Annotated in this window: 22 protein-coding genes; 1 reads left to right on the top strand and 21 read right to left on the bottom strand. The window is 39.3% G+C overall.

Features of this window, described 5'->3' with window-relative positions:
* Positions 1–68 precede the first annotated feature (68 nt).
* Entirely contained in the window at positions 69–416 is a 348-nt protein-coding gene (locus VZF35_RS25020; protein ID WP_407309178.1) for a cupin domain-containing protein, read from the bottom strand.
* A 152-nt stretch (positions 417–568) separates the two neighbouring features.
* On the opposite strand from VZF35_RS25020, the gene VZF35_RS25015 reads away from it, so the two are divergent.
* Entirely contained in the window at positions 569–1798 is a 1230-nt protein-coding gene (locus tag VZF35_RS25015; RefSeq protein WP_407309176.1) for an aminopeptidase, read from the top strand.
* Between the two features lie 48 nt (positions 1799–1846).
* On the opposite strand, the gene VZF35_RS25010 is transcribed toward VZF35_RS25015, so the two are convergent.
* From VZF35_RS25010 to VZF35_RS24915, 20 genes are all read right to left on the bottom strand, one after another.
* Positions 1847–2086: a hotdog fold thioesterase gene (locus VZF35_RS25010; RefSeq protein ID WP_407309174.1), complete on the bottom strand. Its 240-nt coding sequence runs from the start codon at positions 2084–2086 to the stop codon at positions 1847–1849.
* Between the two features lie 14 nt (positions 2087–2100).
* Positions 2101–2253, bottom strand: coding sequence for a PaaI family thioesterase (locus VZF35_RS25005; RefSeq protein ID WP_407309172.1), 153 nt, complete (start codon positions 2251–2253; stop codon positions 2101–2103).
* Positions 2254–2533: 280 nt separating this feature from the next.
* On the bottom strand, positions 2534–3154 hold the full coding sequence (locus tag VZF35_RS25000; RefSeq protein WP_407309170.1) for a hypothetical protein: 621 nt from the start codon (positions 3152–3154) through the stop codon (positions 2534–2536).
* Positions 3155–3243: 89 nt separating this feature from the next.
* Positions 3244–5052 (bottom strand): SulP family inorganic anion transporter, encoded by a 1809-nt coding sequence (locus VZF35_RS24995; protein ID WP_407309168.1) that lies wholly within the window; start codon positions 5050–5052, stop codon positions 3244–3246.
* A gap of 893 nt (positions 5053–5945) precedes the next feature.
* Entirely contained in the window at positions 5946–6494 is a 549-nt protein-coding gene (locus VZF35_RS24990) for a universal stress protein (protein WP_407309166.1), read from the bottom strand.
* Between the two features lie 173 nt (positions 6495–6667).
* Positions 6668–7225: a universal stress protein gene (locus VZF35_RS24985; protein WP_407309164.1), complete on the bottom strand. Its 558-nt coding sequence runs from the start codon at positions 7223–7225 to the stop codon at positions 6668–6670.
* A gap of 202 nt (positions 7226–7427) precedes the next feature.
* A complete protein-coding gene (locus VZF35_RS24980; protein WP_407309162.1) occupies positions 7428–7904 on the bottom strand; it encodes a DUF1634 domain-containing protein in 477 nt (158 codons plus the stop codon).
* 6 nt (positions 7905–7910) lie between these two features.
* Positions 7911–8837, bottom strand: coding sequence for a sulfite exporter TauE/SafE family protein (locus tag VZF35_RS24975; protein WP_407309160.1), 927 nt, complete (start codon positions 8835–8837; stop codon positions 7911–7913).
* 386 nt (positions 8838–9223) lie between these two features.
* Positions 9224–10987, bottom strand: coding sequence for a SulP family inorganic anion transporter (locus VZF35_RS24970; protein WP_407309158.1), 1764 nt, complete (start codon positions 10985–10987; stop codon positions 9224–9226).
* Positions 10988–11088: 101 nt separating this feature from the next.
* Positions 11089–11718, bottom strand: a complete 630-nt coding sequence (locus VZF35_RS24965) for a hypothetical protein (RefSeq protein WP_407314820.1) — start codon at positions 11716–11718, stop codon at positions 11089–11091.
* A 776-nt stretch (positions 11719–12494) separates the two neighbouring features.
* Entirely contained in the window at positions 12495–13115 is a 621-nt protein-coding gene (locus VZF35_RS24960; protein WP_407309156.1) for a hypothetical protein, read from the bottom strand.
* A 96-nt stretch (positions 13116–13211) separates the two neighbouring features.
* Positions 13212–13883, bottom strand: coding sequence for a universal stress protein (locus tag VZF35_RS24955; protein WP_407309154.1), 672 nt, complete (start codon positions 13881–13883; stop codon positions 13212–13214).
* A gap of 621 nt (positions 13884–14504) precedes the next feature.
* Complete coding sequence (locus VZF35_RS24950; protein WP_407309152.1) at positions 14505–15143, bottom strand: universal stress protein; 639 nt, start codon at positions 15141–15143, stop codon at positions 14505–14507.
* Positions 15144–15303: 160 nt separating this feature from the next.
* The gene (locus VZF35_RS24945) at positions 15304–15825 is read right to left on the bottom strand and encodes a chromate transporter (RefSeq protein WP_407314818.1); all 522 of its coding nucleotides are present in this window, start codon (positions 15823–15825) and stop codon (positions 15304–15306) included.
* A gap of 14 nt (positions 15826–15839) precedes the next feature.
* Positions 15840–16445 carry a chromate transporter gene (locus tag VZF35_RS24940; RefSeq protein WP_407309150.1) on the bottom strand — a complete coding sequence of 202 codons (606 nt, stop codon included), beginning with the start codon at positions 16443–16445 and terminating at the stop codon, positions 15840–15842.
* An 852-nt stretch (positions 16446–17297) separates the two neighbouring features.
* Positions 17298–19190, bottom strand: a complete 1893-nt coding sequence (gene aprA / locus VZF35_RS24935) for an adenylyl-sulfate reductase subunit alpha (RefSeq protein ID WP_407309142.1) — start codon at positions 19188–19190, stop codon at positions 17298–17300.
* 39 nt (positions 19191–19229) lie between these two features.
* Positions 19230–19670, bottom strand: coding sequence for an adenylyl-sulfate reductase subunit beta (gene aprB / locus VZF35_RS24930; protein WP_407309140.1), 441 nt, complete (start codon positions 19668–19670; stop codon positions 19230–19232).
* 79 nt (positions 19671–19749) lie between these two features.
* Complete coding sequence (gene sat / locus VZF35_RS24925) at positions 19750–20922, bottom strand: sulfate adenylyltransferase (protein WP_407309148.1); 1173 nt, start codon at positions 20920–20922, stop codon at positions 19750–19752.
* Between the two features lie 216 nt (positions 20923–21138).
* Positions 21139–22308 (bottom strand): (Fe-S)-binding protein, encoded by a 1170-nt coding sequence (locus VZF35_RS24920; RefSeq protein WP_407309132.1) that lies wholly within the window; start codon positions 22306–22308, stop codon positions 21139–21141.
* Positions 22309–22335: 27 nt separating this feature from the next.
* Entirely contained in the window at positions 22336–24558 is a 2223-nt protein-coding gene (locus VZF35_RS24915; protein ID WP_407309146.1) for a hydrogenase iron-sulfur subunit, read from the bottom strand.
* Between the last annotated feature and the right edge of the window lie 3 nt (positions 24559–24561).

Raw genomic sequence — 24561 nt, 5'->3', positions numbered from 1 at the left:
AATGTATGTATGCAAAACAGCTCGCTAGGGAATTAACCTAGCGAGCTGTTACCATTGAGAACTTAGGCTTAGTTAAATATGACTAAAGCAAGAAATTCCAAGTTTCCGGATCCCGTGTTTTCAAGAGAGTGCTTTTCCCCATTATTAGTAATGACAACATCTCCCGGTTTGACAGCCTTTAGTTCTCCATTATCGTTTAGTTGGCCTTCTCCGCTTAGGATCACATAGGTTTCAAAATCTCCGTTATGTTGATGTAGGCCAAGTGATGCCCCTGGGAGCAAAACATTTTTGGCAAATAATCTACCCTTCCCATTAAATTCGTCACCCTCTAAAAAGTGGGTTATTTGGAGTTCACCTTTTCCTCCAAATCGTTCAAAAACGGTTTCTTTTTTCAGTGAATCTACATGCTTTAACATTTTATAGCCCTCCTTTATGTTGACTAAATTATATCATATTCACGATCTCAGACCGAGGGTTAGGGTTAAAAAATGAGCTCTGTCGACATGACATTAATCCTTTTATTTGTTAAACTCTAATTGGAATAAATTGAAAAGGAAGGACCATCATTGTGAATACACTTAACCTTGAAAAATATGCTTCGCTTATCGTCAAAACTAGTCTAAATCTTCAACCCAATCAGATTCTGGTGATAACTTCCCCTATTGAATGTACACCCTTTACGCGCTTACTCGCTCAAACCGCCTATCAAGAAGGCGCAAGGGATGTCGTTATTCAATGGCGTGATGAACTATTTTCAAAAATTCGCTTTCTTTATGCGCCTGAGGAAATATTCGAGGAATTTCCAGACTGGCAAAAGGAGTTTTATATCTCCTATGTTCGTCAGGGAGCTGCTTTTTTAAGCATTTCTGCCTCAGATCCTGAATTAATGCACGATGTCGAACCCAAGAGAATGATGAAAGCACAAAAAGCCAGCAGTACTGCTCTCAAAGAATATCGCGAGCGGCTCATGAGCAATAAAAATGTGTGGAGTGTTATCTCCATTCCTACCTCAGCTTGGGCACGAAAAGTGTTCCCTGCTCTCCAGGAAGATGAAGCTCTTGATAAATTATGGGAAACTATAGTTATGACCGTACGTGTTGATACAGACGATCCAATCAGGTCCTGGAATGAACATCGAGCCAGTCTCAGAACGAGAATAAACTTTTTAAATGGTTGTTCCTTTAAAGCTCTTCATTATAAGAACTCCATTGGCACTGATTTGACCATTGAGCTGCCGAAAAATCACCAATGGCTTGGCGGCTCCGAGAGTACACCGGACGGATTAGAATTTTTCCCCAATATGCCGACGGAAGAAGTGTTTACCTTACCTCTGAAAAGTGGAGTAAATGGCAAAGCTGTCAGTTCAAAACCATTAAATTACAACGGAAACCTTATTGATCAGTTCTCTCTGACGTTTAAACGTGGAAAAATTGTTGACTTTAGTGCAGAAAAAGGATATGAAACCCTTAAAACCCTAATTGAAACCGATGAAGGTTCCCATTATCTCGGTGAAGTTGCCTTGGTGCCGTATGATTCTCCAATATCTGCCTCTAATATTCTATTTTTCAACACTCTTTTTGACGAAAATGCTTCCTGCCATTTAGCCATAGGAAAGGCCTACCCTGTGTGTATTAAGAACGGCGATAACATGAGTCCGGAAGAATTACAGAAAATAGGAGTTAATGATTCCCTCACCCATGTTGACTTTATGATCGGAACCAGAGATTTAGAGATTATTGGAGAAACGTTGGAAGGTGAAAAAATCCTTGTCTTCAACAACGGTAATTTCGCGTTTTAAAGATATGGAGCAAAGTACAGACGATTTGTTGAAAGCATTAAACATTTCCTAAGTTGAAGGTTTCTTATCGACGATGGCCATGGTACATCTTGAAACACAAATTAATTTTCCCTCTTCATCGGAAATTTTAATATCCCATACCATCGTCGTTCGCCCTTTGTGAAGGGGAACTGCGACTGCCGTCACTATTCCATCCCTTTTCCCTCGAATATGATTTGCGTTGATCTCTAATCCCACGGTCATTTGATTTTTCTGATCGATTAAATTGAAAGTCCCAACACTCGCCACAGTTTCAGCCAGAGCTACAGAAGCCCCCCATGCAGCATTCCTGCTGGCTGTCTAGTAGCCCCATTGACAGACATAGTGGCTACAACCTTATCTGGGCTAATTTCCAACATTTTAATTCCTAAAGCTTCTATTAAAGTATCTTTCATTAAACTCTCTTCAAAACTCATTCTATCTGCCGCCTCCCTTAATGCTCCTGGAAACTTAGTCTCACACCAGATATTAAGAATCTAGAGCAATCGTTTTCGTCTTAATTTTCAGACTAAACATAATTATAATAATATTATAGAGGATGTGCTAAAAACCTTCAAGCTTATAACCTTCTGATTATTAAAGGCATTATCCAGCCAATCGAAAACGTTAAGATTGATGAAAACTTTGGCACACTCAAAAAACAGACGCTTCATGAGGTTCATGAAACGTCTGTTTTAAATTTAACACTTATCCATACTATTCAATCCAAATCTTCAGATTATCCTTATGCTCGATAATTTTCTCAGCAATTCTAGTCCCTACATAGTGGAAGTAATTCTCTCCGAAAAAATTCTGATTTTCAAAAAACTTCCCACTTGCATTAACTCGATGAAGTAAAGGAATTCGATTGATTTTTGACATGTCAAAGTTTTGAATCGCTTTACCAAATTCATCTCCTAAAATAGCATTCCCCCAATAAACAGGTCCCTTCTCAGGCTTAATTTTAAAGACACGACGCAAGAACTCATAAGGAAACGCACCGAAAGTGATAATAATTTTGGGTTTATATTCTAAGACAATTTCTCGGAACATCTCTATCTCTTCCCCTACTTCAATACCCCACCAGTTAAGCGTATTGGGAACAATTCCACTATCGACTACAGCGTTTCTAATATAAATATTCGTTGTATCAATCCTTGTTTGAATTTCTCGGTATACTTTATCCTGAATTTCTGCGAGTACTGGTGTCCAAATATGATGGCGAACAGCAGGATATTTTGGATTTACCAAGAGCCATATAGGATAGTTTTTATCTCCAGTTTCTCGTTTGGCTTTCTCAGTTTGCGATATATAATTATGGCGCATTAGGCTAGACAATTCGGACCCCACCCTTCTGAATTATAAAATATTCGAACACGCACCCTACACTTGATAACTCAAATCAACTGTAGGTGCCGGCATAATTTTTAGAGTGTGCTTGCTTTCTTATTTGAACTATTCCCACCATTGAAATTTGTGACCGATTGTAATAGGTGATAGGCGAAGGTATTTTCTGAGTTATCGTTTTCACAAGAGGCTACAAGTCGTGCCCTTTCAATATCAATTGTGCTGGTCTTGAAAAGCTCTTCCTCAGACAACGTAAACTTGCTATCCATTCCAATCTCTGTGTCAAAATTCGCTTTTAAAAGTACGGAGTTAATATCTGACCTTACTCCACAGATAATCACGTTTCCGCCAGATCTTTGGACTGATTTAACAAATACCTTCATGGCATTAAGAGATGTGACATCAATTGAAATAACATTCTCCATCTCAAGAATAAAGACATTAGCTTTCTCAACTAGGCCGTCGAGCTTTTCCTCTAGGTCATATGCTGAGCCAAAATATAAATGCCCCTCTAATTGAATTATCAGTGCGTCAATTTTGTTATCGACTACGCTGAGCTCTTGTCGGATAATCTTTGAATCTCGACCCTGTAAAGGAACAAACATTCTAATGGGAGTTTTATTTGTATCCTTGAGATAGAGGATGATGGATAATACAATCCCCGTGTAAATCGCATAATCTAGGTCCGGCATTAATATTGTCGCTAAAAAGGTTACAGACATTGCTATGGAATCGGAATTTAATTTACCTAATTTCAATACTTTTTTAATTTCCTCTTGATCAATCAAACTATAAGCTGTAACTAATATCACTCCGGCTAGACATGGATTCGGAATATATTGAGCATAAGGTGCAAAGAACAAGAGAACTAATGCAATAACGACACCAGACATAATTCCAGAAAAACGACTGACGGCACCGTTGTGATAGTTGATGGCAGAGCGTGTAAAGGAGCCTGATGAAGGAAAACATTGGAAGAATGATGATGCCATATTTGAAATACCCTGTCCGATGAATTCCTGATTAGCATCAATTCTCTGGCGTGAGGTGCTCGAAATGGATTTGGAGATCGAGATAGCTTCTACCAGTCCTATGACGGAAATAGCAATTGCACCACTGAATACTTTACTAGCTGAATTAAGATTGAATTGAACCATTTTAAAAGGAGGCAAGGATGAAGGGATATAACCAGTAAGTTTAACGCCTTTCTGATCTAAAGCAAACATGACGATAATTATGATGGGTATAACGATACCGATCAAGGCACCTGGTAAGTTCTTGTTGATTCTTTTGCAAACCAGAATAATAACAATCGTTAAAATTCCGAGCCCGAGTGCGTAGAGATTCGTTTGGTTTATGTGATTTAAAACATAGTACACTTTTTCCATAGTTGGCATTTGTGCAGAATTCTTTATTGAAATACTCAGTAATGTATTCAATTGCCCTAAGGCGATCAACACTCCAGCACCTGCAGTAAAACCTACGATAACACTATGAGATACAAAATTTATGACCTTGCCGAGTTTAACTATCCCATAAAACATTTGCAAGGCTCCCACGAGGAATGTCATGAGAAAGAGCATCTGATAAGCATTGTCAAGTCCCATGTAGTTTCTCATGCTGCCAGCTACAAGTAAACAGATAGCATTGGTTGGCCCGGTGACTAAATGCTTTGAACTTCCAAATGCTGAGCCAAGAATCGACGTAATTATCGCGGTATAGAGACCATAAACAGGATTAACTCCTGCGATCAACGCATACGCCATAGATTGAGGAATAGCTACAACGGCAACTGTTAAAGCGGCAATTAAATCTTTACTGAAATATTCCTTCTTGTAATTTTTTACCGTTCCAATAAGAGGGATATATTTAAATCGTGTAAGGTACAACGTGAATCCCACCTTTCCCTAAGCTTCAAAGACTATAAGCACAAATCCCCCAATTTTGGCAACAAAAAACTTAGGCTGATACAGTATAAGTCTAAGAGGCTATTGGTCAACATAGACTTATAACCGCCAGCGAAGGATTAAACACTTAGTAATTTTTGTTTGGGGCTTGGTTGCAGCTAACATTAAATTAACTGCAACCAAACTACTTGCTTATATCTTTCCGACCAGCATGTTTATGACAAAACTGCTGTTTTGTTTCGTGTGGATAAATCTAAAAGAGTCTGATATAATAGTTATAGTCACATTTTTTAGCGGCCTTCGAGGCTGCTTTTTTTATCTGTTTGTTTCTTGAATAATTGTCTGAGAAGACTTTTCTTGTAGTAAGGCTACCCATTTAAACATGCTCTCTCCCTCCCGTTTGTTGGTTAAAATGATCAACCAAAACGATCCCAAAAGTAGCTACGATGACGATGATTGCCATTACACCACTTACCATACCTTTCACCTCCAAATTAAATTTTTCACGATCTATGACTAAAGGGTAACATTATGTTTCTATTCTGTCTATGGGAAATCAATATGCTCACCATCGATTAATGCTATGGCTAAAATGTAAATAATTGCATATAAGACTATCCTATCCTAGTCATTAGCTCACGATTTTGATCACATAAAAACTTATTGTTCAAATAGAATTAACTAATTGCACCTAAGAAAGCTCGTAAATCTACGTATTTCTACATAATAGGTCGAAATTGATATATATGTTGACATTATTGGACTAGACTGAACAAGTGGATAGCGGTAATTAGCCAATAATTATTAACGATGCCGAATGAATGATTCAAAAAAAAATCCTGAAGAGGATTTGTTCTCTTCAGGCCTATAACCACTTATGGCTTAGAGTTATAGCAATAACTCTCTATGAATTCTTGGGGGAGTTTCTTAACTAAAAGCACAGGTATAGGAGACCTATTAAGCAGGTTATGTGCCAAACATCCAAAAATTAGACCTTTTAAGGTCGTAAGTCCTCTCGTCCCCATAATGATCAGCTTGAAGGATCTTTGAGTGGCGTAATCAATCAGTGCTTCCACGGTTTCAGAAATGCTCGGATTACAATAAATTACTTGAAAGCTAATGTTCTCCTCTCTCTCTGTAAAAATATCTTTAGTTCGGGAAAGGATTTTTTCGTACTGGCTTTTTGTGGCTTGATCTGATTGATCAACAACTCGTTTTTTCCATTCAGACGTTGGGCTAATCGGCCAATTCTCCGCCCAATTGATTTCTGGATTTACAGCACCTTCATCACTCTCTTGAACTTGTACAACCGTCAAATGCATATTAGGCATTTTATTTAGCAGAGTAGCAGTATAAACCGCCGCTGAAAAAGCTTGGTGTGATCCATCAGAATATAAAAGTACTTTAAACAGTTTATCAGTCATATCAAAACCTCTTTTCTTTGTTCTTAATTCTTACAAAATGGTTTGAAATGTAGCTGATCAAAAATTAGGAGGTGCTCTGTCTCCATGAATAAGGTCAGGTTATCAAAGTCCAATACACGTACAGCCTCGAATAGAAATATGTTGTTTCTCTTCGAGGCTGTATTAGTTACTGTCTATTCAGCCAAATAACTATCAATAAATTCTTGCGGTAGTTTTTTAATTAACATGACAGGAATCGTGGACTTGTTAAGTAAATTGTGCGCTAAACTACCAAATATTAAACCTTTTAACGTTGATAGCCCTCGAGTTCCGATAATAATTAAATCAAATGAATGTTGTTTAGCATAATCAAGAATAACATCCTCAATGTGTGAAGTATCGGAATCATTCCCAATAGTACTCTTTGAGTATAATTCGCGATGTATAACCTGGTAGTTCTGATTAAAGAAAATTCTGTTTGTTTTATTTAGAATCCTATGATACTCAAGCTCAGTTTCATGATCGGAATCTGAAAGAACGTGTTTCATCCACTCGGATGTAGGGCTTAAAGGCCAAGTATTTGCCCAATTATAGTGATTAGTCAAGGAAACTTCATCATTCTCTAAGACCCGTAAAACGGTCAAATGCATATCTGGCATGTTTTCAAGAAGAGTTGCTGTATAGACAGCCGCAGAAAAAGCCTGTTGTGAGCCATCAGAGTAAAGAAGAACTTTAAACTGAGAATCGTTCATAACATCAACCTCTCTTAAAAATAATATTACATTATATTGTAACATAATAATAGCACTTAGTCTCTAAGCGAGTTACGTTTGAATAATTATTTCGAAGAAGGGTTTGACAGAATTTTATCTCAGAATTCGCTCAATCTTGCAAAGAAAAAAGCTGAATCACCCGCTATAAAGGGATTCAGCTTTCACACTCATACACTAATCATTAACCGGCAACATGAAAAACACCTGAAGCTGCTAAAATGATAATAACAATTTCTAGGCCAACCATGATTGCATAGGGAAAATCTTTTTTTATCGTATAATTCATGAATAATGAAATATAACCTAGAACTGAAACTAATCCCAAAAAGGCTAACCCAACTAAATTCAAATAATCCGAGTGATTTATCATTGACAACCAGTTCCAGCCAGATGGAGCATGCGTCACTTTAGCATATTCATGCACTGTAAGTCCCCAGTACTGCGGCATCTGCGAGGGTGCAATAGAAGGATTGAATAAGCCTGCCATATAAAGAACAAACGTAATTACCATAATAACTATGCCGGCCCAAGAACAAACTAATAGGATAGTAGCATAACGATTCTGTTCGGGACTAACTTTCGAACTACTTTGAACATCATTAGAGGTTCCGACAACACTTTGTGGATGACTGTTAGAAACAGATGCTTGACTATTCATGATTTTTTACCCCCATCCTAATCCATCTAATAAAGATTTCAATCCAGCAAATAATAACATGAGGATCACGATGTAACGGATTGATTTTGGTTTGGTAATATTAAGGATCCTGACTCCCACTCGTGAACCTATCATGATGCCAAGAACTGAAGGAATCGTAATAATTGCAAGCACAGCTCCTTGGTTTAAATAGATCCATGCAGCCGAAGTATCAGTAATTGCTAAGAGAGACATGCTTGTGCCTACGGCGATTTTTAAAGGTGTTCCAAGAAGAAGATTCAAAACCGGAACGTTAGCCCAACCTGCACCTATTCCGAACATCCCTGCAATAATACCGATTCCACAGAAAAGTATGAGGCCTTGGGGAAGTCTCCAAACTGACCAATTAACATCTTTGCCGCTGGAAGATTCATAATAAGAGCCTCCGATATTAAAATAGCGAGCCAATGAATCAGGATGGCCGATTTTGGGGATTTCACTATTTTTTGAAAAAACAAAGACCATAGCAATTGCTGTTATCAAGACGCCTAATAGTATTTTGAGAAGGCTTTGTGGTAAAGAAAGTCCTAAATAAGCACCAAGAATACTTGAGGAAGAAGCAATCAAAGCTAGAGGAATTACTAAACGTAAACTTGCCATATTGGCTTTTAGAAGTTTAGGCCCAGCAGACAACGAACATGCCAGAGCAACAAACAAGCCAGTACCACGAATAAAATCAAAGTTAAAAGGGAAGAAACTACCGACTATGGGTACAAATAGTGTACTGCCTCCAATTCCAGCTAATGCAGACACAATACCGATTAAAAAAGTTGTTCCCAGTAAGGCCAGCGGCCATACCCACCAGGGTACTCCAGGCGTGCTGGCAGCTTTCGCCACAGCAACAGTGGTTGAAGAGAATATTGAACTAGTATGGGCGAAAAATTGTCCTATCATGTTTTGGACCTCCTATGTTAGATTATAATTTCTAGACGCCTTCGTCTTTAATCGCTTAATTTTAAAGATCTATTACTAGTTATCTTAGGCCTCCTTGCATTAGTATGTGAGTGTTCTCACAAATAAGATATCATTTGTCTTTGCTTTCTGTCTATAGCATAACAATATGTTCATAATTGATTTTCTATATGGAACATATTTACATTACGATTCAATTTAGCTTCTTGAAAATAATAAGACCTGTAGAACTACACGATCTACAGGTCTTTAGTGATTTTCCGCCCAAAGCATATTTGTGATTCCAAGGCTTTGTCCTAAAATAATTTTATTGAAACGTTACTGATTTCGTTAAAGTATGATTATTTTAGCGATTGTTATGAGGTCAATCAAAAAGAACTAGCTAATAAGTCACAAGCAATAGACTTGCCATCCGGGTTCGTTACCTCACAGTTTAATACTGCTTTCGCTCGTTCTAAATCTTTCGAAGAAAAGGCAAAAGTTTCATTCTCCGAAATAAATTTATTATCAGATCCAATATCAGTATCAAAATGTGATTTAACAAGAATTGAGTCGATGTTTGTTCTAACACCGCAAATAATTACACTTCCCCCGTTTTCTTTAACTGACCTGTTAAACGCTTTTAAGGCATTAAGTGATGTAACGTCGATACTGGATACGTGTTTCATTCGTAAGATAAATACTTTAGATTTATCTACAAGGCTTTCCAGTTTCATTTCTAGATTCTCTGCGGACCCAAAATAAAGACTACCTTCTAATTCAATAATTAAAATATCAACGTTTTCCTTTATAACGTCAATTTCCTTTTCAATAATTTTAGAATCTTCCTCTTGTGTAGGAATAAGAATTTTAATAGGCACTTTGTTCGTTTCTTTTAAATATAGCATAATTGTTAGGGCAATACCCGTATAGATGGCATACGAAAGGTTAGGTAATAAAATGGTTGCCAAGCATGTGACCCACATAGCTATTGAATCAGATTTCATTTTGCCTAAGCTTACAACTTTCTTGATCTCCTCTTTGTTCACTAAATTATACGCAGTTACCATCATGACCCCAGCAAGGCAAGCCGTTGGAATGTATTTGGCATAAGGAGCAAAAAACAGGAGAACGAGAGCCATAATTATACCCTGGAGAATTCCGGCAAATCTCGAAACTGCGCCACTATGATAATTGATGGCTGTTCGTGTAAATGAACCAGATCCAGGGAATCCTTGGAAAAACGATGACGCGATATTTGCAATACCTTGTCCAATAAATTCTTGATTTGGATCGATTTTTTGCCTTGATAACGTGGAAATGGACTTGGCACTTGAAATTGCTTCAACACATCCGATGATAGCAATGGATAACGCCCCACTAAAAACATTCTGGATAAAGCTCAGATCGAATTTCACCATCTTAAAGGGTGGTAAGGACGTAGGTATATTCCCCGTTAGCTGGACGCCATACTTATCTAATGAAAAAACAACAATGAAAATGATGGGGATAATAATTCCAATCAATGCACCAGGTAAGTTCTTGTTAATTTTTTTACAAATTAGGATAATAGCAATCGTTAATAGCCCCATTCCAAGTGCAAAAAGATTGGTTTGTTGTAAATGAGTCAGCACATAATATAGTTTTTCTGTTGTAGCCATTTGTGCTGAATTTTTAATTGGAATACTCAGTAGCGTGCTCAGTTGGCCAAGGGCAATTAAACAGCCGGCTCCAGTTGTAAAACCAATAATAACAGTATGAGATACATAAGTAATCAATTTACCAAGTTTCAGGATTCCAAAGAGTATTTTTAGAGTACCAACGAGAAATGTCAAAAGAAAAACCATTTGATAGGCATTGTCAAGTCCCATATAGTTCTTCATGACGCTAGCTACTAGTAAGGCCGATGAATTTGTAGGACCCGTAATCAAATGTTTCGAACTTCCAAAGGTTGCGCCGAAAATTGCTGATACAATCGCGGTATAGAGACCATAGACGGGATTAAGTCCAGCAATAAGCGCATAGGCCATACACTGAGGAATTGCAACGACAACTCCAGTTAACGCTGCCATGAAGTCCTTGCTTAGGTAATCAAATCTATAATTCTTGATCGTTGCGATAAAAGACAGATATTTAAATCGCGTAAGGTACAAAAGAATCCCACCTTTAAATCAATGGATTTTTCAACAAACGCCCAATATGTTAATGATGATTGTTGAAACTATGATTAATTGTGGTATGATGACGTCATTGCTTAAATCCAGATATTTAGACTATCCTTATGCTCGATAATCTTATCCGCGATTTTTGTTCCAACATAGTGAAAGTAGGTTTCGCCATCTTGCCTACCTGAATAATTGGGATCTACCGTAAACTTTGCAGTCTCTATAACTCTGCGAAGCAAGGGGATTCGATTAGTTTTAGCAATATCAAAATTCTCAATTGCTTTTCCAAATTCGTTTCCTAAATTGGAAGTACTCCAAAATTTAGGCCCTTTTTCGGGTTTAACTTGATACGCTCTTCTTAAAAACTCAAAAGGAAATGCTCCAAAGGAAATAATCATTTTTGGTTTGTGTTCTGTAACAATTTCCTTAAATAGTTCTATTTCTTCGGCCGCTTCAACGCCCCACCAATTTAAAGTATTTGGGACAAGTTCGCTGTCTTTCACAGCATTCCTAATATAGATATTTGAGGTATCAATTCTTGAATGTAACTCACGAAATACTTTATCCTGTATCTCAGCTAATACCGGGGTCCAAATATTATGACGAACTGCTGGGTGTTTGGGATTAACAAGAAGCCAAATGGGATAACCTCTTTCGCCTGTCTCTTGCTTAGGCTTCTCGACAACTGGTATATATCTTTTAAGTGTTAGGTTAGCCATATGAATCCCTCCTTTCAGGATAAAAGCTGATACGATATCAATTTTCATGGGTATAATTACTGTGATTAGCGTTACACGCATGACAACAAGCTTAGTAATAGTTCGAGATCAAATTTCTTAGCACCCCTTATTGGGAAGCTATTTTTCCTTCTAGTCTCTTTACTGTAGGTTAATTATTTTTCCATTCTCAATCCTCCCTCACTACTATGTACTTATCCTCACAATTAAAGATTATCATTGTGTTAAGATAATGTCTATAACAAGACAATATGATCGTAATCAAAATAACCTATGGAACTAATCTCCATTTTATTAAATTTGCTTCGTTTTCAAGTTGTTGTACTTTAATGTCGTTATTATTTCTAATCTCTAAACTATAAAATAATATAACGTTATGTCATGCCTTAAGATTTCAATCGTTAAAATCAAGCTTAAATAGGCTTCTAGAGGCAGGCTTTACGAAGTAATAACGTTAATGTTAATGAAAGAAGCGCTGCTACTGCTAGGTTATAAATCATCTGTGAACATCAGTGTTCACAGATAGTGCGAACTTTATTATTATTTTTTTAAATGATATAAGCTTCAGCTGTTAAATACTTTAAATAAATTCTAGCTTAAAAACAGAATTTTTGTGATAAGAACTAATTCTAAAAGCTAATTTCTTAATTATGAAGACATCGATTCGATCAATGTCCTTACGATTTTACCAAAACAAAAGCTCCGAAGAAGTTTTGTCTCCTCGGAGCAATTGATATTCTTGAAGTTGAGTTTACCCTCTACTCTATCCATATCTTGAGGTTATCTTTATTTTCAATAATTTGCTCAGCAATTTTTTTGCCTACGTATTGAAAATAATTTTCACCATAATAGTTATGATCTTCAATAAATCTGCCGCTTTTTACGACTCTGCGTAATAACGGGATACGATTTGTTTTTGTGATATCAAAATTCTCAATTGCTTTTCCAAATTCGTCCCCTAAGTTTGAAGTGCCCCAGAATTTGGGCCCTTTTTCAGGATATATTTCGTAAACTCTTCGAACGAATTCAAACGGAAAAGAGCCAAATGAGATTAATATTTTGGGCTGATATTCCACTACGATCTCCCTAAAAAGCTCGATCTCCTTAGCTAATTCAGTACCCCACCAATTCAGGGTATTAGGGATAATTCGGCTATCAGAAACAACCTTTCTGGTATAGATATTCGCGGTATCAACTCTAGTGTGCAGATCTCGATAAACCTTATCTTGAATCTCAGAAAGCACAGGTGCCCAAATATTGTGCCGCACAGCCGGATGTTTTGGATTTACTAATAGCCAAATAGGATATGATTTATCTCCCGTTTCTCTTTGCACTTCTTCAACAGATAGATCATCTTCTTTTATATTAATGGAAGACAAGTTAATCCCCTCTTTCAGTATATAAAGATTTTGTTCGTATTCATCTACATTTAAGGCTTATCCATAATTGTGATCTTGCCCTCGACCTCGTTACGTTCAAAATAATACATTAACTGGTCGACCCTCTATTATTTGGGGTATATCACTTGTGATTTCAAACGTTTCATCAGACAAATAACTATTAATAAAGTCTTGAGGGAGTTTTTTAATGAGTAGTACTGGGATTGCTGACTTATTTAGGACCTTATGAGCTAATCCTCCAAAAATTAAACCTTTTAATGTTGACAAACCGTGAGTGCCCATAATTATTAAATTAAAGGAGTTTTTTCTGGAATAATCGAGAATCATGTCTGCAGTATCTGTTATATCTGTCTTGCTAACATTGGAGCATAAGATTTGATGTTTAATGTTCGAAGTGTTTTCTTTGAAAATCTGATTTGTTTTGGAAAGAATTTGAGTATATTGATCTTTAGACTCCGACTCTGATGAAAGCATACGTTTGAACCAGTCTACCTTTGACTCTGGCGGACACGTATCCGACCAATTAACAGCTGATTCAGTTCCCCAGTAATATCTTTTATACTTTGGCCTTAGTTCAATCCAACTATATTCTGTCCCCATAAAACCTTCGTGACTTTCTTGTATTTGAAGAATTGTTAAATGCATATTGGGAATATTTCTTAATAATGTTGCTGTATATACTGCTGCAGAGAATGCCTGATGAGATCCATCGGAATAGAGCAGGACATTAAACTTAGAATCTTTCATCTAAATAGCCCCTTTCTCAAGATAACTTGTTGCTGTGAGCTAGTGATATTATGCACTTATTAATCTCTTATACGTTACTAGCTCGAACAACTGGGATTAAGCTATTTCCCTGTTGATGACTATTAAATTCTTGCCAAGACGAAACATTTCCTATTTCTTTATGGTATAATAAACATGTCAAATTTCTTAGCAGCCTTTCAAGGCTGTTTTTTTTATGCTGATTTATAAACTTCCAATGAGTAAAATTTGTTATAAAGTTCTTTGTTAGAAGATTTAAATGGATCTCAATTGCTGTAAGTTCACCCCCTATTTTCTTGTGACTTTCCTAACAAGTACAGATTAGCATTGTATTAGCGCGGTGTCTATATCTAATCAATATGTTCATAATTAATATAACTAATAACGACAAATTAACTTCTGTACATATCTTAATCAAATATAAGCTCTGCTGAGCAGATTAGCCTAAAGTATAGGGCATGAATAGGAGCGATAAAATGATCGGTTGTCACCTAAGTCTGAGATTATTAACATAATAAAAAAAATAAGCATAAATACTGTTTATGCTTAATCAAGATTCCTAATTACCAATGAAAATTTGAAGACTAATTTTGATAATAGTTTTTAGCTAACGGGAATTACTAGGTAATTTTCGATGAAGTCTTGAGGAAGTTTTTTGATTAATAATACCGGCAATTTAGATTTATCAAGAACGGCATGGGCTAAACTACCAAACATCAAACCTTTTATCGCCGAAAGGCCTCGCGTACCCATAATGATTAGTTCAAAATGATTTTTTTCAGCATAATCGAGAATCATTTTGACAGCTTCGGAAATACTCTTTGTTTCATTGAGACTAGTATTTAAGTATAGCATTTGATGCTTCACATTATGTGATCGTTTCAAATAGATTTCGTTTGTCTTCTTTAGAATTCTTGCATATTGTTCTTGAGCTTCTGAGCTTGACTCAGATTCCTTTAAAACGCCATTCATCCATTCGAAACTAGGATTAGCTGGCCAAGAATCAATCCAACTATAGTTATTCTCAGAGGTTCGACCCCAATGATAACGTTTGTATTTAGGGCGTAATTCTAACCAACTATATTCTGTTCCTTCTGATCCATCATTAGTCTCTTGAACTTGTAAGATTGTCAAGTCCATATTTGGGATCTTTCTTAAAAGCGTGGCTGTATATACTGCTGCTGAAAAGGCTTGATGGGATCCATCGGAGTAGAGAAGTACCTTAAATTTAGAATCATTCATACAAATACCTCTTTCGTTATTAATCTAGTGAGCCTCAAGGCCTATATGCTTAGGGAAATACCTAGTATCTAATATTACATGGGGTACTATGAGCGTAAGCCCCAGAGGGCATAATCTCTCTAAGGCTTATTAGTTCAAAGATTTACCAATTCAATTTTTATTAGAATAAAAGTACTCCGATTATTCCTGATGCTAGAATTAAATATGCCGGATGAATTTTTGTTTTAACCAATAAGATAAACGCTGCAACTAATAATATACTGCTTTTGATATCAATAAAATTACTTCCTCCAATGATCCCATTGCTTACAGCAAATTTTATTGCAGCGTAGGCGATTACCCCAATTATTGTAGGTCTGAGTCCATAAAAAGCTGATTTCACGATAGGATGCTCCTGAAATTTGAAAAATAGCTTTCCTACTAAAAGAATAAGCAGCAACGAAGGAAGGGTAACGCCAACACAAGCGACCACAGCTCCAAATAGTCCCGCTAATTTATCGCCCACGATCGTAGCTGTATTACTAGCGATAGGACCCGGTGCCATCGCAGATACAGCAATCATGTCTGTAAATTGGTTAATATCCAGCCAATGGTGATTCTGCATTTCTGTTTGAATCAGTGGGATCATAGCATATCCCCCTCCAAAACTCACTAGTCCGAGTTTAAAAAAGGTTATAAGCATTTCTAAATACAAACTCATAATGTTTCACCACTTGCTTTCTTTTGATCTAAGTGCTTATCTTGTAACCCTTTCACTTTCATTATCACGATACCTATAAAAGCACCTAAAAAGATTACTAAGATTAAGTTAAGATTTTTGAAAACCAACAATGATAGAATACAAATGCTACAAATTGCTACACAGATTTTATCAACTAAGGAAACACGCCCCATCTTAAAGGCAGCGGATGCTATCAGAGCTACTACAATTGGCCTAATTCCCTCCAAAGCGGCCTGGACATGTATATTATGCTGAAACGAACCAAGTAAAGCCCCTAGTATAACAATAATGACGAAAGTTGGGATTATGATACCGAATAAAGCTGCCAGTGCCCCTGGGACACCTCCAATCTGGTATCCGACAAAAGTAGCAGAGTTAACCGCGATGGCACCTGGTAACGACTGTGAAACTGCAAAGATGTCGATTAAGTTTTCCTTAGCCATCCATTTCTTCTTATGAACGATATCTTCTTCCATGATTGGAATCATAGCAAATCCGCCACCAAACGTAATCGGAGAAATCTTGAAAAAAATCATAAATATCTCAAATAGAAATTTGAAAGAAATTTTGCTCTTCTTCACGTTAAACACCTCCCATTGCAATCAGCAATTTTGACAAGTTTTTAATAAGTTATTAAGTAATTTGTTTTAAGCATTTATGCTATGGTAAAACCCTCCCATCTATGCTCAGAGTGTTATTCTTTTAAATAAAAGCTTGTGAAATATTTAATAATCGATTGTAATAGCAATAATTTTCACTTAATCTCCAAAGGGTAAACAGTTAAGCTAACTAAACTATAAGGAGTATGTTTTTCTCTTCTTCAATCGCATAAATTGATTACGAACGAACAGCCTTTGTAGCGGTTTTTGGCAAAAACAGACTTTATTAGTTCGAAATTTGCGGACTCATAAACTCTGTAAATCCTGTTATTAAGGGACTTCTAGAAATTTCAACGTTGATTTATGATTTAAGATTATCACCGGGATTATTTCTAGTCAATATGGTCGTAATTAATATATGTAATGGCACCTTGATTTTATATTAATTCTTTATAATTCTCTATGAGATAAATCCGCCATAATTATTGTCTAATTTCTAAATTAAGCCTCCAATATAGTTCCAATATACTCTTTTAATGTATTGACAACCGTTCTAATTCGCCTAACGAGCGTTTTTTAACTCGTTTGAAGATATAATTATTTCTCAAATCCTTCTTGCCGGGAATTTTGTAGGTATTTCACAATGCGCAAATATTATGGCATATAAAATTGTTGAGTTATTACCGAGTTGTATGTTATTATTTTGTGTGCAAAATAATAGTAGCTTTATAATATGAAAAGGACGAGTATGAACTCTTCAATACGAAAAGTTATACTCGTCCCCTATATTTATCCATTTATGGATAATAATTAGTAGTTTTTACAAACTGTTTCTTAGAATTTAACGTCAAACATATCGATGACTGGGCGTTTGAAGACAGACCATTCGTTGGTTTCAGGATCCCACTTCATGTTAACAAAACAATGCCAGTTTTCTTCGTCAAGAGCTGGTATGTCTGTTCTGATATAGTATCCAGGCCAACGGGTTTCTTCACGGAAGCTTACGGCACGAAGATGCGATTCAGCTTGCCACATTCTGTGTTTGTTTTCCCAAACTCTTAACAGTTCATAAATGTCCTTAGCAGCCAGTTTCTCGGAGTCTTCTTTGAGGAATACGAAGAGTTCTGAGGCTCTTTCTAAGGAGGCTTTGTTCATGCAGAAATAAACGTTTGCTCCACCGACATACTCATCCATCAGCTTTTGTAAACGGAACATAAATTGTTTAGGAAGAATATAGTTCGGGTTTACAGTTGGATCGGTACTGAAGTCTTTATATTGTTCGTAGACTTCCAGTGGTTTGTAAGTCATAGCTTTCATTTCTTCAATAACTTTCGCATCCACTTCGAGCAGCGTATTGTTCTCTATGATATATTTACAAGCCGATTTAGCCGCAATACGTCCTTCAGCATGGGTTCCTGAGGAGAATTTGTGTGGGCAGTTTCCTGAAGCGTCTCCAGCAGCAAAGAGAGCAGGAACGGTTGTCATGCTGGCATAACCCCAGAAGTAGTCTGTTCCGGCAGAGAGGTCTTCTGGACCAGAGATCCAAGCGCCTGATGAACCAGAGTGCGAGCTGATGAAGTATGGCTCTGCTGCAGCAATTTCGGAAGATCTTTCTTCTGGTTGTACGTTGGTTGCGGCCCAAAGTAAGGCTTGTGCAATTGTCATATCCAGGAAGTCTTCCCAAGCTTCATTCTCCAATGATTTCATTTTCTTTTTGAAGGCTTTGTCGTCTCCTTCATACGCTTTTGCCAGATTGGCGATCGCTTCCTCTGTGCGCATGAAGAGAGGTCCTTTGCCCTCTTGTACATCTAACAAACCGAGATGGTTACGGAGGTTTGCAGGAATCGGTTTAATGGAACCGTATACGCCCCAGTTTTTCAACTCATCGGCGCGGGTTTCCATGTAGTTCTCGCCCAAAGCATTGGTTGCACGGGATTTGAAGAGTAAGAACCAAGCTCCAACCGGACCATAAGCATCTTTGAACCGAATCGGTACAAAGCGTACTTCTTGGCTGCTCATCTCTGCTCCGGCCTTCATGGTGAAGTAAGCAGAAGATCCTGTGGAGAATGGAGGATACCAAGAACGTCCGGCACCTTCACCTGTGGATTTAGGTTTGAAGACTCCAACCGTTCCACCCATGGCACACAGTGTTGCTTTTGCTTTGAAAACATAGAATTTGTTTTCACGGACACTGAAACCAACAGCTCCTACGCATTTGCCGTCTTTTAAGAGTGGCTCGGTGATGAAAACTCTCTCATAAATGTTTTCTTCACCTAAAGCAGTCTTAGCTGCTTCAGCAACGATGACTTTATAGGATTCACCGCTGATCATTAGTTGCCATTTACCTTCGTGAACATAGTTGCCTTCTTCGTCTTTCCATAATGGAAGGCCCCATTTTTCAAACATATGCACGGAGCTGTCTACGTGACGGGCAATGTTGGCGACTAAGTCGTCACGGGAAATTCCCATCATATCCCCTTTAACGTAGCGGACATAATCTTGAACCGTGGCTCGGCCTTCAGCAAGACCAACATACAGGTTGATCGCGGACAAGCCCATTCCGACTGCCCCAGAACGTGGCATGGATGCTTTATCAACTAAGGTTACTTTAAGTCCGTGTTTTTTGGCCCAGTGAGCTGCTTCTACAGCTGCGCCACAGGCTCCCATTCCGCCTCCGATGATCAGAAGGTCGGTTGTTACTTCTACTGTTTCAAAGTTCATTGGCATTGATTTTAACCTCCCTATTTTATTCCTTATTGCAAGTACTTATTTCTTATAAGTCCAGATTGGCATTTTCATGGATGAAGGCTCGGTGAAGAGTTCGATGCTGTTGATATCGGTATTTTCTTCAACATAACCGCCATCGGGAACAGCGGAGCCTTCTTCAGTTGTACGGATGGGGAACTTGAAGCGTTTGGTCATGCCATTACGGAATTTAACCGTCCACATGATGCTGTCAGAACCACGGAGAGGTACACAAGAAGCTCCGAGTGGAACGAAGTCAGCATAACCACGAAGGTCCATTGCTTGTTGCGGGCAAGCTTTTACGCAGCAGAGGCATTCCCAACATTGGCTAGGATCAAGGTTTACAGCTTTCATTCTTTCTTTGTCTAACAACATCAGGTCATTTGGGCACGCATACATGCAAGCTGTTTTATCTTGCCCTTTGCATCCGTCACACTTTTCTGCAATTACAAAACTTGGCATTTGTTTAACCTCCATCATTCTTATATTTTTGAAACTAAACTTAAGAAATTAAATCTTTCGTTTAATTTTCAACCGAGATTTATTTATTTAATGAGCCATAATATTTGAGCAAGATTTGCAGAACTTCTGGGCGGCTGAAGTTACTAGGTGGTACTTCTCCAGCTCCTAACATTGCTCTTAATTTAGTACCACTGATTTTCAGGTGATCTTCTTTTCCGTGTGGGCAGGTTTTTTCTGTGGTCATACCTCCGCATTTGTTACAATACATAGCTGCGGTTACTTTAATAGGTTGGCAGAGAATTTCACCGGGTTTGAATTGATCAAAGATTTCTTGAGCTTGATAAGCAGTGTAATAGTCGCCTACACCAGCATGGTCACGGCCTACCAGGATATGGCTGCAACCAAAGTTTTGGCGGAAAATAGCGTGAAGAATTGCTTCACTAGGACCTGCATAACGCATTTCCATCGGATAAACTTTCATTACGACGTTTTTCTCATTGAAATAATTCTTTAAGAGAACTTCGTAGCACTCTAAACGCACTTCGGCAGGAATATCCCCAGATTTAAGTTTTCCTACGATTGGATGAATTAAGAGTCCATCACAAACTTCATTTCCCATCTTGCAGAGAAACTCATGGGAACGATGCAGTGGGTTACGCGTTTGGAAAGCAGCAACGGTTGCCCAGCCTTTTTCATCAAAGATTTTTCTGGTTTGTTCTGGAGTAGCATAGTATTCACCGTATTTGGAAGCATATCCCAATTGGCTGAAGGTTACTAGCGAACCACCGACATTGATATCTCCTTGGGCCATTACTTTTTTAACACCATCGTGTTCAGCATCATCGGTGAAGAATACAGCTTTGCACTCTTTAACTTTGTCATACTCATACATGTCACTGATTGTCAAGATTCCGACATAGGTATCAGTTTCATCATCAACGACTGCAACTTCTTGGCCAATTTTAAGGGATCCAGCTTGTTCTTTGGTAACAGAAAGAGTGATTGGAAGAGGCCAAGCTAAACCGTTGGTTAAGTGTTTAGTTTCTACGACACTTTCATAGTTAGCTTTATCCATGAATCCTGTTAAAGGACTGAAAGCACCCATACCAATCATCAAAACGTCTGATGTTTCTCTTGACGTCATACGAATCACTGGTAATGTTTTGGCCTTTGCCAGAGCCTCAGCACGTTGGGAATCAGGAAGTAATACCGGGGTTAATTTTCCGCCATGGGGTTGTACTAACTTTGACATTATTAAGTCCTCCTCTATCTATTTTCTTAATTGGGTCTACTACAAAATTGGTTTTTAAAATTTTCCAGAGTCCACAATAAATTTGCTGTCCGTTACAGCATCGAAGGATTTCCGGCATCCCCCCCTTCGAATACTATGTCATAGAGAACACTATCACTAAGCCTAGCCTTAATCCGGCAGATCTTAGGAACCATCTCCTAATTTATTTACAGGATATTAAGGCTTGCTAGCGGAACAAAGGAGTTCAGACATTTCCATGACTTCCAGGACATCTTTCTTTTCCAAACCAGCACAGGCATCGTCCAGCATCAAAATGCAGTAAGGACATGCCGTGACCAGAATATCGGCTTGTTTCTCTACGGCATCCGTAATCCGGAACTCGCCAAACCGCTGCCCCATCGGGACTTCAGCCCAGACTCGTCCGCCGCCGCCGGCGCAGCATAGGCTCTTACTCTTATTGCGTTCCAGTTCTACCAGCTCTACACCCGGGATCGCTTGGATCAGCTCCCGTGGAGCATCGTATACTTCATTATGTCTTCCTAAATAACAGGGATCGTGGAATGTGACTTTCTTCCCCAATTCCTCTTTAAAGGTCAGCTTCCCTTCCTTTAACAGCTCGCTTAGAACTTCGGAATAATGCATCACTTCATACTCTCCGCCGTATTCCGGATAATCCTTCTTAAAGGCGTACAAGCAGTGCGGGGATGTCGTAATAATCTTTTTGACACCTTTGCTGTTAAACAGCTTAATGTTGGATTCGGCTAGTTTTTGGAACAGTTCTTCGTCTCCGAGTTTCCGGACAGTCTCTCCACAGCAATTCTCTTCTGCGGTCAACACTCCAAAGTTTACCCCCGCCTGTTTTAAGAGGGTTACGATACTTTTGGCAATCTTCTTGCTTCGGGTATCATAACAAGACGTACAACAGACATACAGCAAATATTCCGTGTCTTCCGTGAAGGCCGGAATATCCAGTCCTTCTTGCCACTCGGCGCGTTTCTCTTGTTCTCCCGACCAAGGATTTCCATTGGCATGGATGCTTCCCGCAATCGGGCGCAGATGCGCGGGTAAAAACCCTGCGCCTACGGTGGTGTTCCTCATCGAGCGCACATTGTTGATGATCTCTACTTTTCGTGGGCAATTGACCTGACACATGCCGCAGGTCGCACAGGCAAACAGCACTTCTTCTTCTTCGAAGCCTTCTAATCCCAGCTGACCCAGGCGCTGCATCTTCCGAATGTTAAATGCTTCGCTGACTTCTCCGGGGACTAAACGCCAAGGACAAAGGTTGGTACAGAGTCCGCACTGCATACACCAGCTGAGCGTCTCCGCCCCTGAAGAAACAATATAATCTTTCATCTCCAGAGATACACTTTTTATTTCTTCCATACTAATGCTCCTTTGCTATTCAAGGACTTAGAACCCTTTATAGGGGTTTGGACCCAGTTCTTCTAGTCTCTCGGCAAAGCCGTCCAAAATTCCCGGTATTTGATCGTAGTCCATAATGGATATTTGATCCATCCGTACACGTTCCGACTCCAGCGACAAGCGGTCTAAGGTTTCTGCCACTTTGGAGAGTCGGGTTTCCGCTAATTCGCTCCCTTTGATGAAGTGGCATTGATAGTCGTCGCCATGCTTACATCCCAGGAGTAATATGCCATCAATTCCTTTGGATAACGTATCCGCGATCCACACCAGGCTCATGGAACCTAAGCACCTTACGGGAATGACCCGTACCCAAGCGTTGTAATTCAGTCGATTTATGCCTGCCATATCTAAGGCCGGTATGGCATCGTTTTCACAGGCAAAGACAACAATTCTTGGCTTTTCTTCATCCTCTTCCGGTACTTCGATCGCTTTAATCATGTTCCCGATCATCGGTACGGAGTAGTTTTTGAAGGAGATGATCCGTTCTGGGCAGGCCCCCATACAAATCCCGCACCGTCGGCAACGGGTTGGATTCGGCAGTGGGTTGAATTTATCGTCTTCGTTGATCGCTCCGAAAGGACATTCTACCGTACAACGCTTACATTGGGTGCAGCGCTGCATAGCAAAACTCGGGAAGGAAAGATCCCCCACCCTAGGATGTACCGCTGAACCGAGTTCGCTCAGTTCGATACATTGGATGGCTTTCATGGCTGCCCCTGTAGCATCTTCAATGCTCGAGAGAGCATCCATCGGCGCCCTGACGCTTCCTGCCGCATAAATCCCGGTTCGACGTGTTTCATACGGGAAGCAGATAAAATGCGAATCAGAAAATCCATATTTTAACGTGGGCATCTCAGGGCCTTGTCGATAGGCCAGGTTCAAAAGATTCGAGCGAATGATGGTGTCGCCTTGAGGCTTTTCTTCTTCTTTCGCTTCTTCGCCCTCTGCCTTGGCTACGAGGCTTTCTCCAATAGCTGTGGTTGGCACCATCCCTGTGGCCAGGACGACTAAGTCTACACCTTCTGTGCTGATGGTCGAGCCTGTCAGGACATCCGCTGCTTCGATCAGCAGGTTCTTCTCATCGTCTTCCGTGATGCCTGTGACTTCTCCGCGTACGAAAATGCCTCCGTCTCTCTGGACTCGTTTGTAGAGTTTTTCATATTGACCAGGGGTTCGAATGTCTTTATGGAAAATGTAGATCGCTGCTTCCGGGTTTTGTTCTTTCAGATACGTTGCTTGTTTTAGGGATTCTATACAACAGACGGAAGAGCAATATGCCAAGTGATTAGCATCCCGTGATCCGGAACATTGCAGGAAGGCGATGCTTTGAACTTCTTTGCCGTCTCCCGGGCGTACGATTTTACCGTTTTTGGCCAGTTCTTCAAAGGCCTGACCGGTAATTACGTTGGCATAGTTGCCATATCCAAGGTGTTCCAATTTCGAGGCATCATACGGTACTGCTCCTGTGGCTAAAACCACCGACCCAATCCGTTCGTTCACAACGCTGCCGTTTTGCTCGATGCTCACATCAAACATTCCTGGTGCACCAGCAATTTCTTTGATTTCAGCACTGGTGTAGATCGTAACGTCAGGGTTAGCTTCCAATTCTTGAATCCGGACCGCAATGTCCACTTCTTCCGGATCTGTATAAGGAGCTTTTAACGGCGCTTGTTTAAATAAGCTGTTCATCCAGCCGCCGAGCACCGGACTCTTCTCGACGAGGACGGTTTTATAACCTGCTTTGGCTCCTTCCAGAGCAGCCGTGATTCCTGTCAGTCCGCCACCGACCACGAGGATGGTCTTAACCATGTTTTCCCCATGGAACCCTTCCGGTACTTCGATATGCTTCGCTTTGGCCAGGCTCATCCGCAGACTGTCTTCAGCCATCATTTGGGTATCTTCATCTTCCGCCGGATGGCACCAGATGACTTGCTCCCGCAAATTGGCCCGTTCCGTGATGATCGAGGGCCCAAAGTCAAATACATCATAATTCACGCGAGAGGAACAACCGGCGATGACCACCGCGTTTACCTCTTCGTTCTCTATATCACGTTTAATTTGGGCTGCGCCTTCTTCTCCACAGAGAAAAGCATGTGTCTTACATACTGGAACCTTGCCTTCCTTGGTGGCAACCTTGGACAGCGCCGCTATGTCTAAGGCTTCTCCAATTCCACAGCCGGTACAGATATATACCCCTGTTTTTTTATCCATTGA

Source organism: Desulfosporosinus paludis, from assembly GCF_045689965.1.
Taxonomy (GTDB): domain Bacteria; phylum Bacillota; class Desulfitobacteriia; order Desulfitobacteriales; family Desulfitobacteriaceae; genus Desulfosporosinus; species Desulfosporosinus paludis.
Note: the sequence above shows the minus strand (reverse complement) of the source record. Positions and strands in the feature narration are given on the sequence as shown.

Coding starts and splice junctions, on each gene's coding strand:
- aprA (WP_407309142.1), bottom strand. CDS start 19,190: ATGCCAATGAACTTTGAAACAGTAGAAGTAACAACCGACCTTCTGATC.
- VZF35_RS24950 (WP_407309152.1), bottom strand. CDS start 15,143: ATGAATGATTCTAAATTTAAGGTACTTCTCTACTCCGATGGATCCCAT.
- VZF35_RS24980 (WP_407309162.1), bottom strand. CDS start 7,904: ATGAATAGTCAAGCATCTGTTTCTAACAGTCATCCACAAAGTGTTGTC.
- sat (WP_407309148.1), bottom strand. CDS start 20,922: ATGTCAAAGTTAGTACAACCCCATGGCGGAAAATTAACCCCGGTATTA.
- VZF35_RS24945 (WP_407314818.1), bottom strand. CDS start 15,825: ATGCTTATAACCTTTTTTAAACTCGGACTAGTGAGTTTTGGAGGGGGA.
- VZF35_RS24990 (WP_407309166.1), bottom strand. CDS start 6,494: ATGACTGATAAACTGTTTAAAGTACTTTTATATTCTGATGGATCACAC.
- VZF35_RS24915 (WP_407309146.1), bottom strand. CDS start 24,558: ATGGATAAAAAAACAGGGGTATATATCTGTACCGGCTGTGGAATTGGA.
- VZF35_RS25005 (WP_407309172.1), bottom strand. CDS start 2,253: ATGAGTTTTGAAGAGAGTTTAATGAAAGATACTTTAATAGAAGCTTTA.
- aprB (WP_407309140.1), bottom strand. CDS start 19,670: ATGCCAAGTTTTGTAATTGCAGAAAAGTGTGACGGATGCAAAGGGCAA.
- VZF35_RS24955 (WP_407309154.1), bottom strand. CDS start 13,883: ATGAAAGATTCTAAGTTTAATGTCCTGCTCTATTCCGATGGATCTCAT.
- VZF35_RS24975 (WP_407309160.1), bottom strand. CDS start 8,837: ATGATAGGACAATTTTTCGCCCATACTAGTTCAATATTCTCTTCAACC.
- VZF35_RS25020 (WP_407309178.1), bottom strand. CDS start 416: ATGTTAAAGCATGTAGATTCACTGAAAAAAGAAACCGTTTTTGAACGA.
- VZF35_RS24965 (WP_407314820.1), bottom strand. CDS start 11,718: ATGGCTAACCTAACACTTAAAAGATATATACCAGTTGTCGAGAAGCCT.
- VZF35_RS24985 (WP_407309164.1), bottom strand. CDS start 7,225: ATGAACGATTCTCAGTTTAAAGTTCTTCTTTACTCTGATGGCTCACAA.
- VZF35_RS24920 (WP_407309132.1), bottom strand. CDS start 22,308: ATGGAAGAAATAAAAAGTGTATCTCTGGAGATGAAAGATTATATTGTT.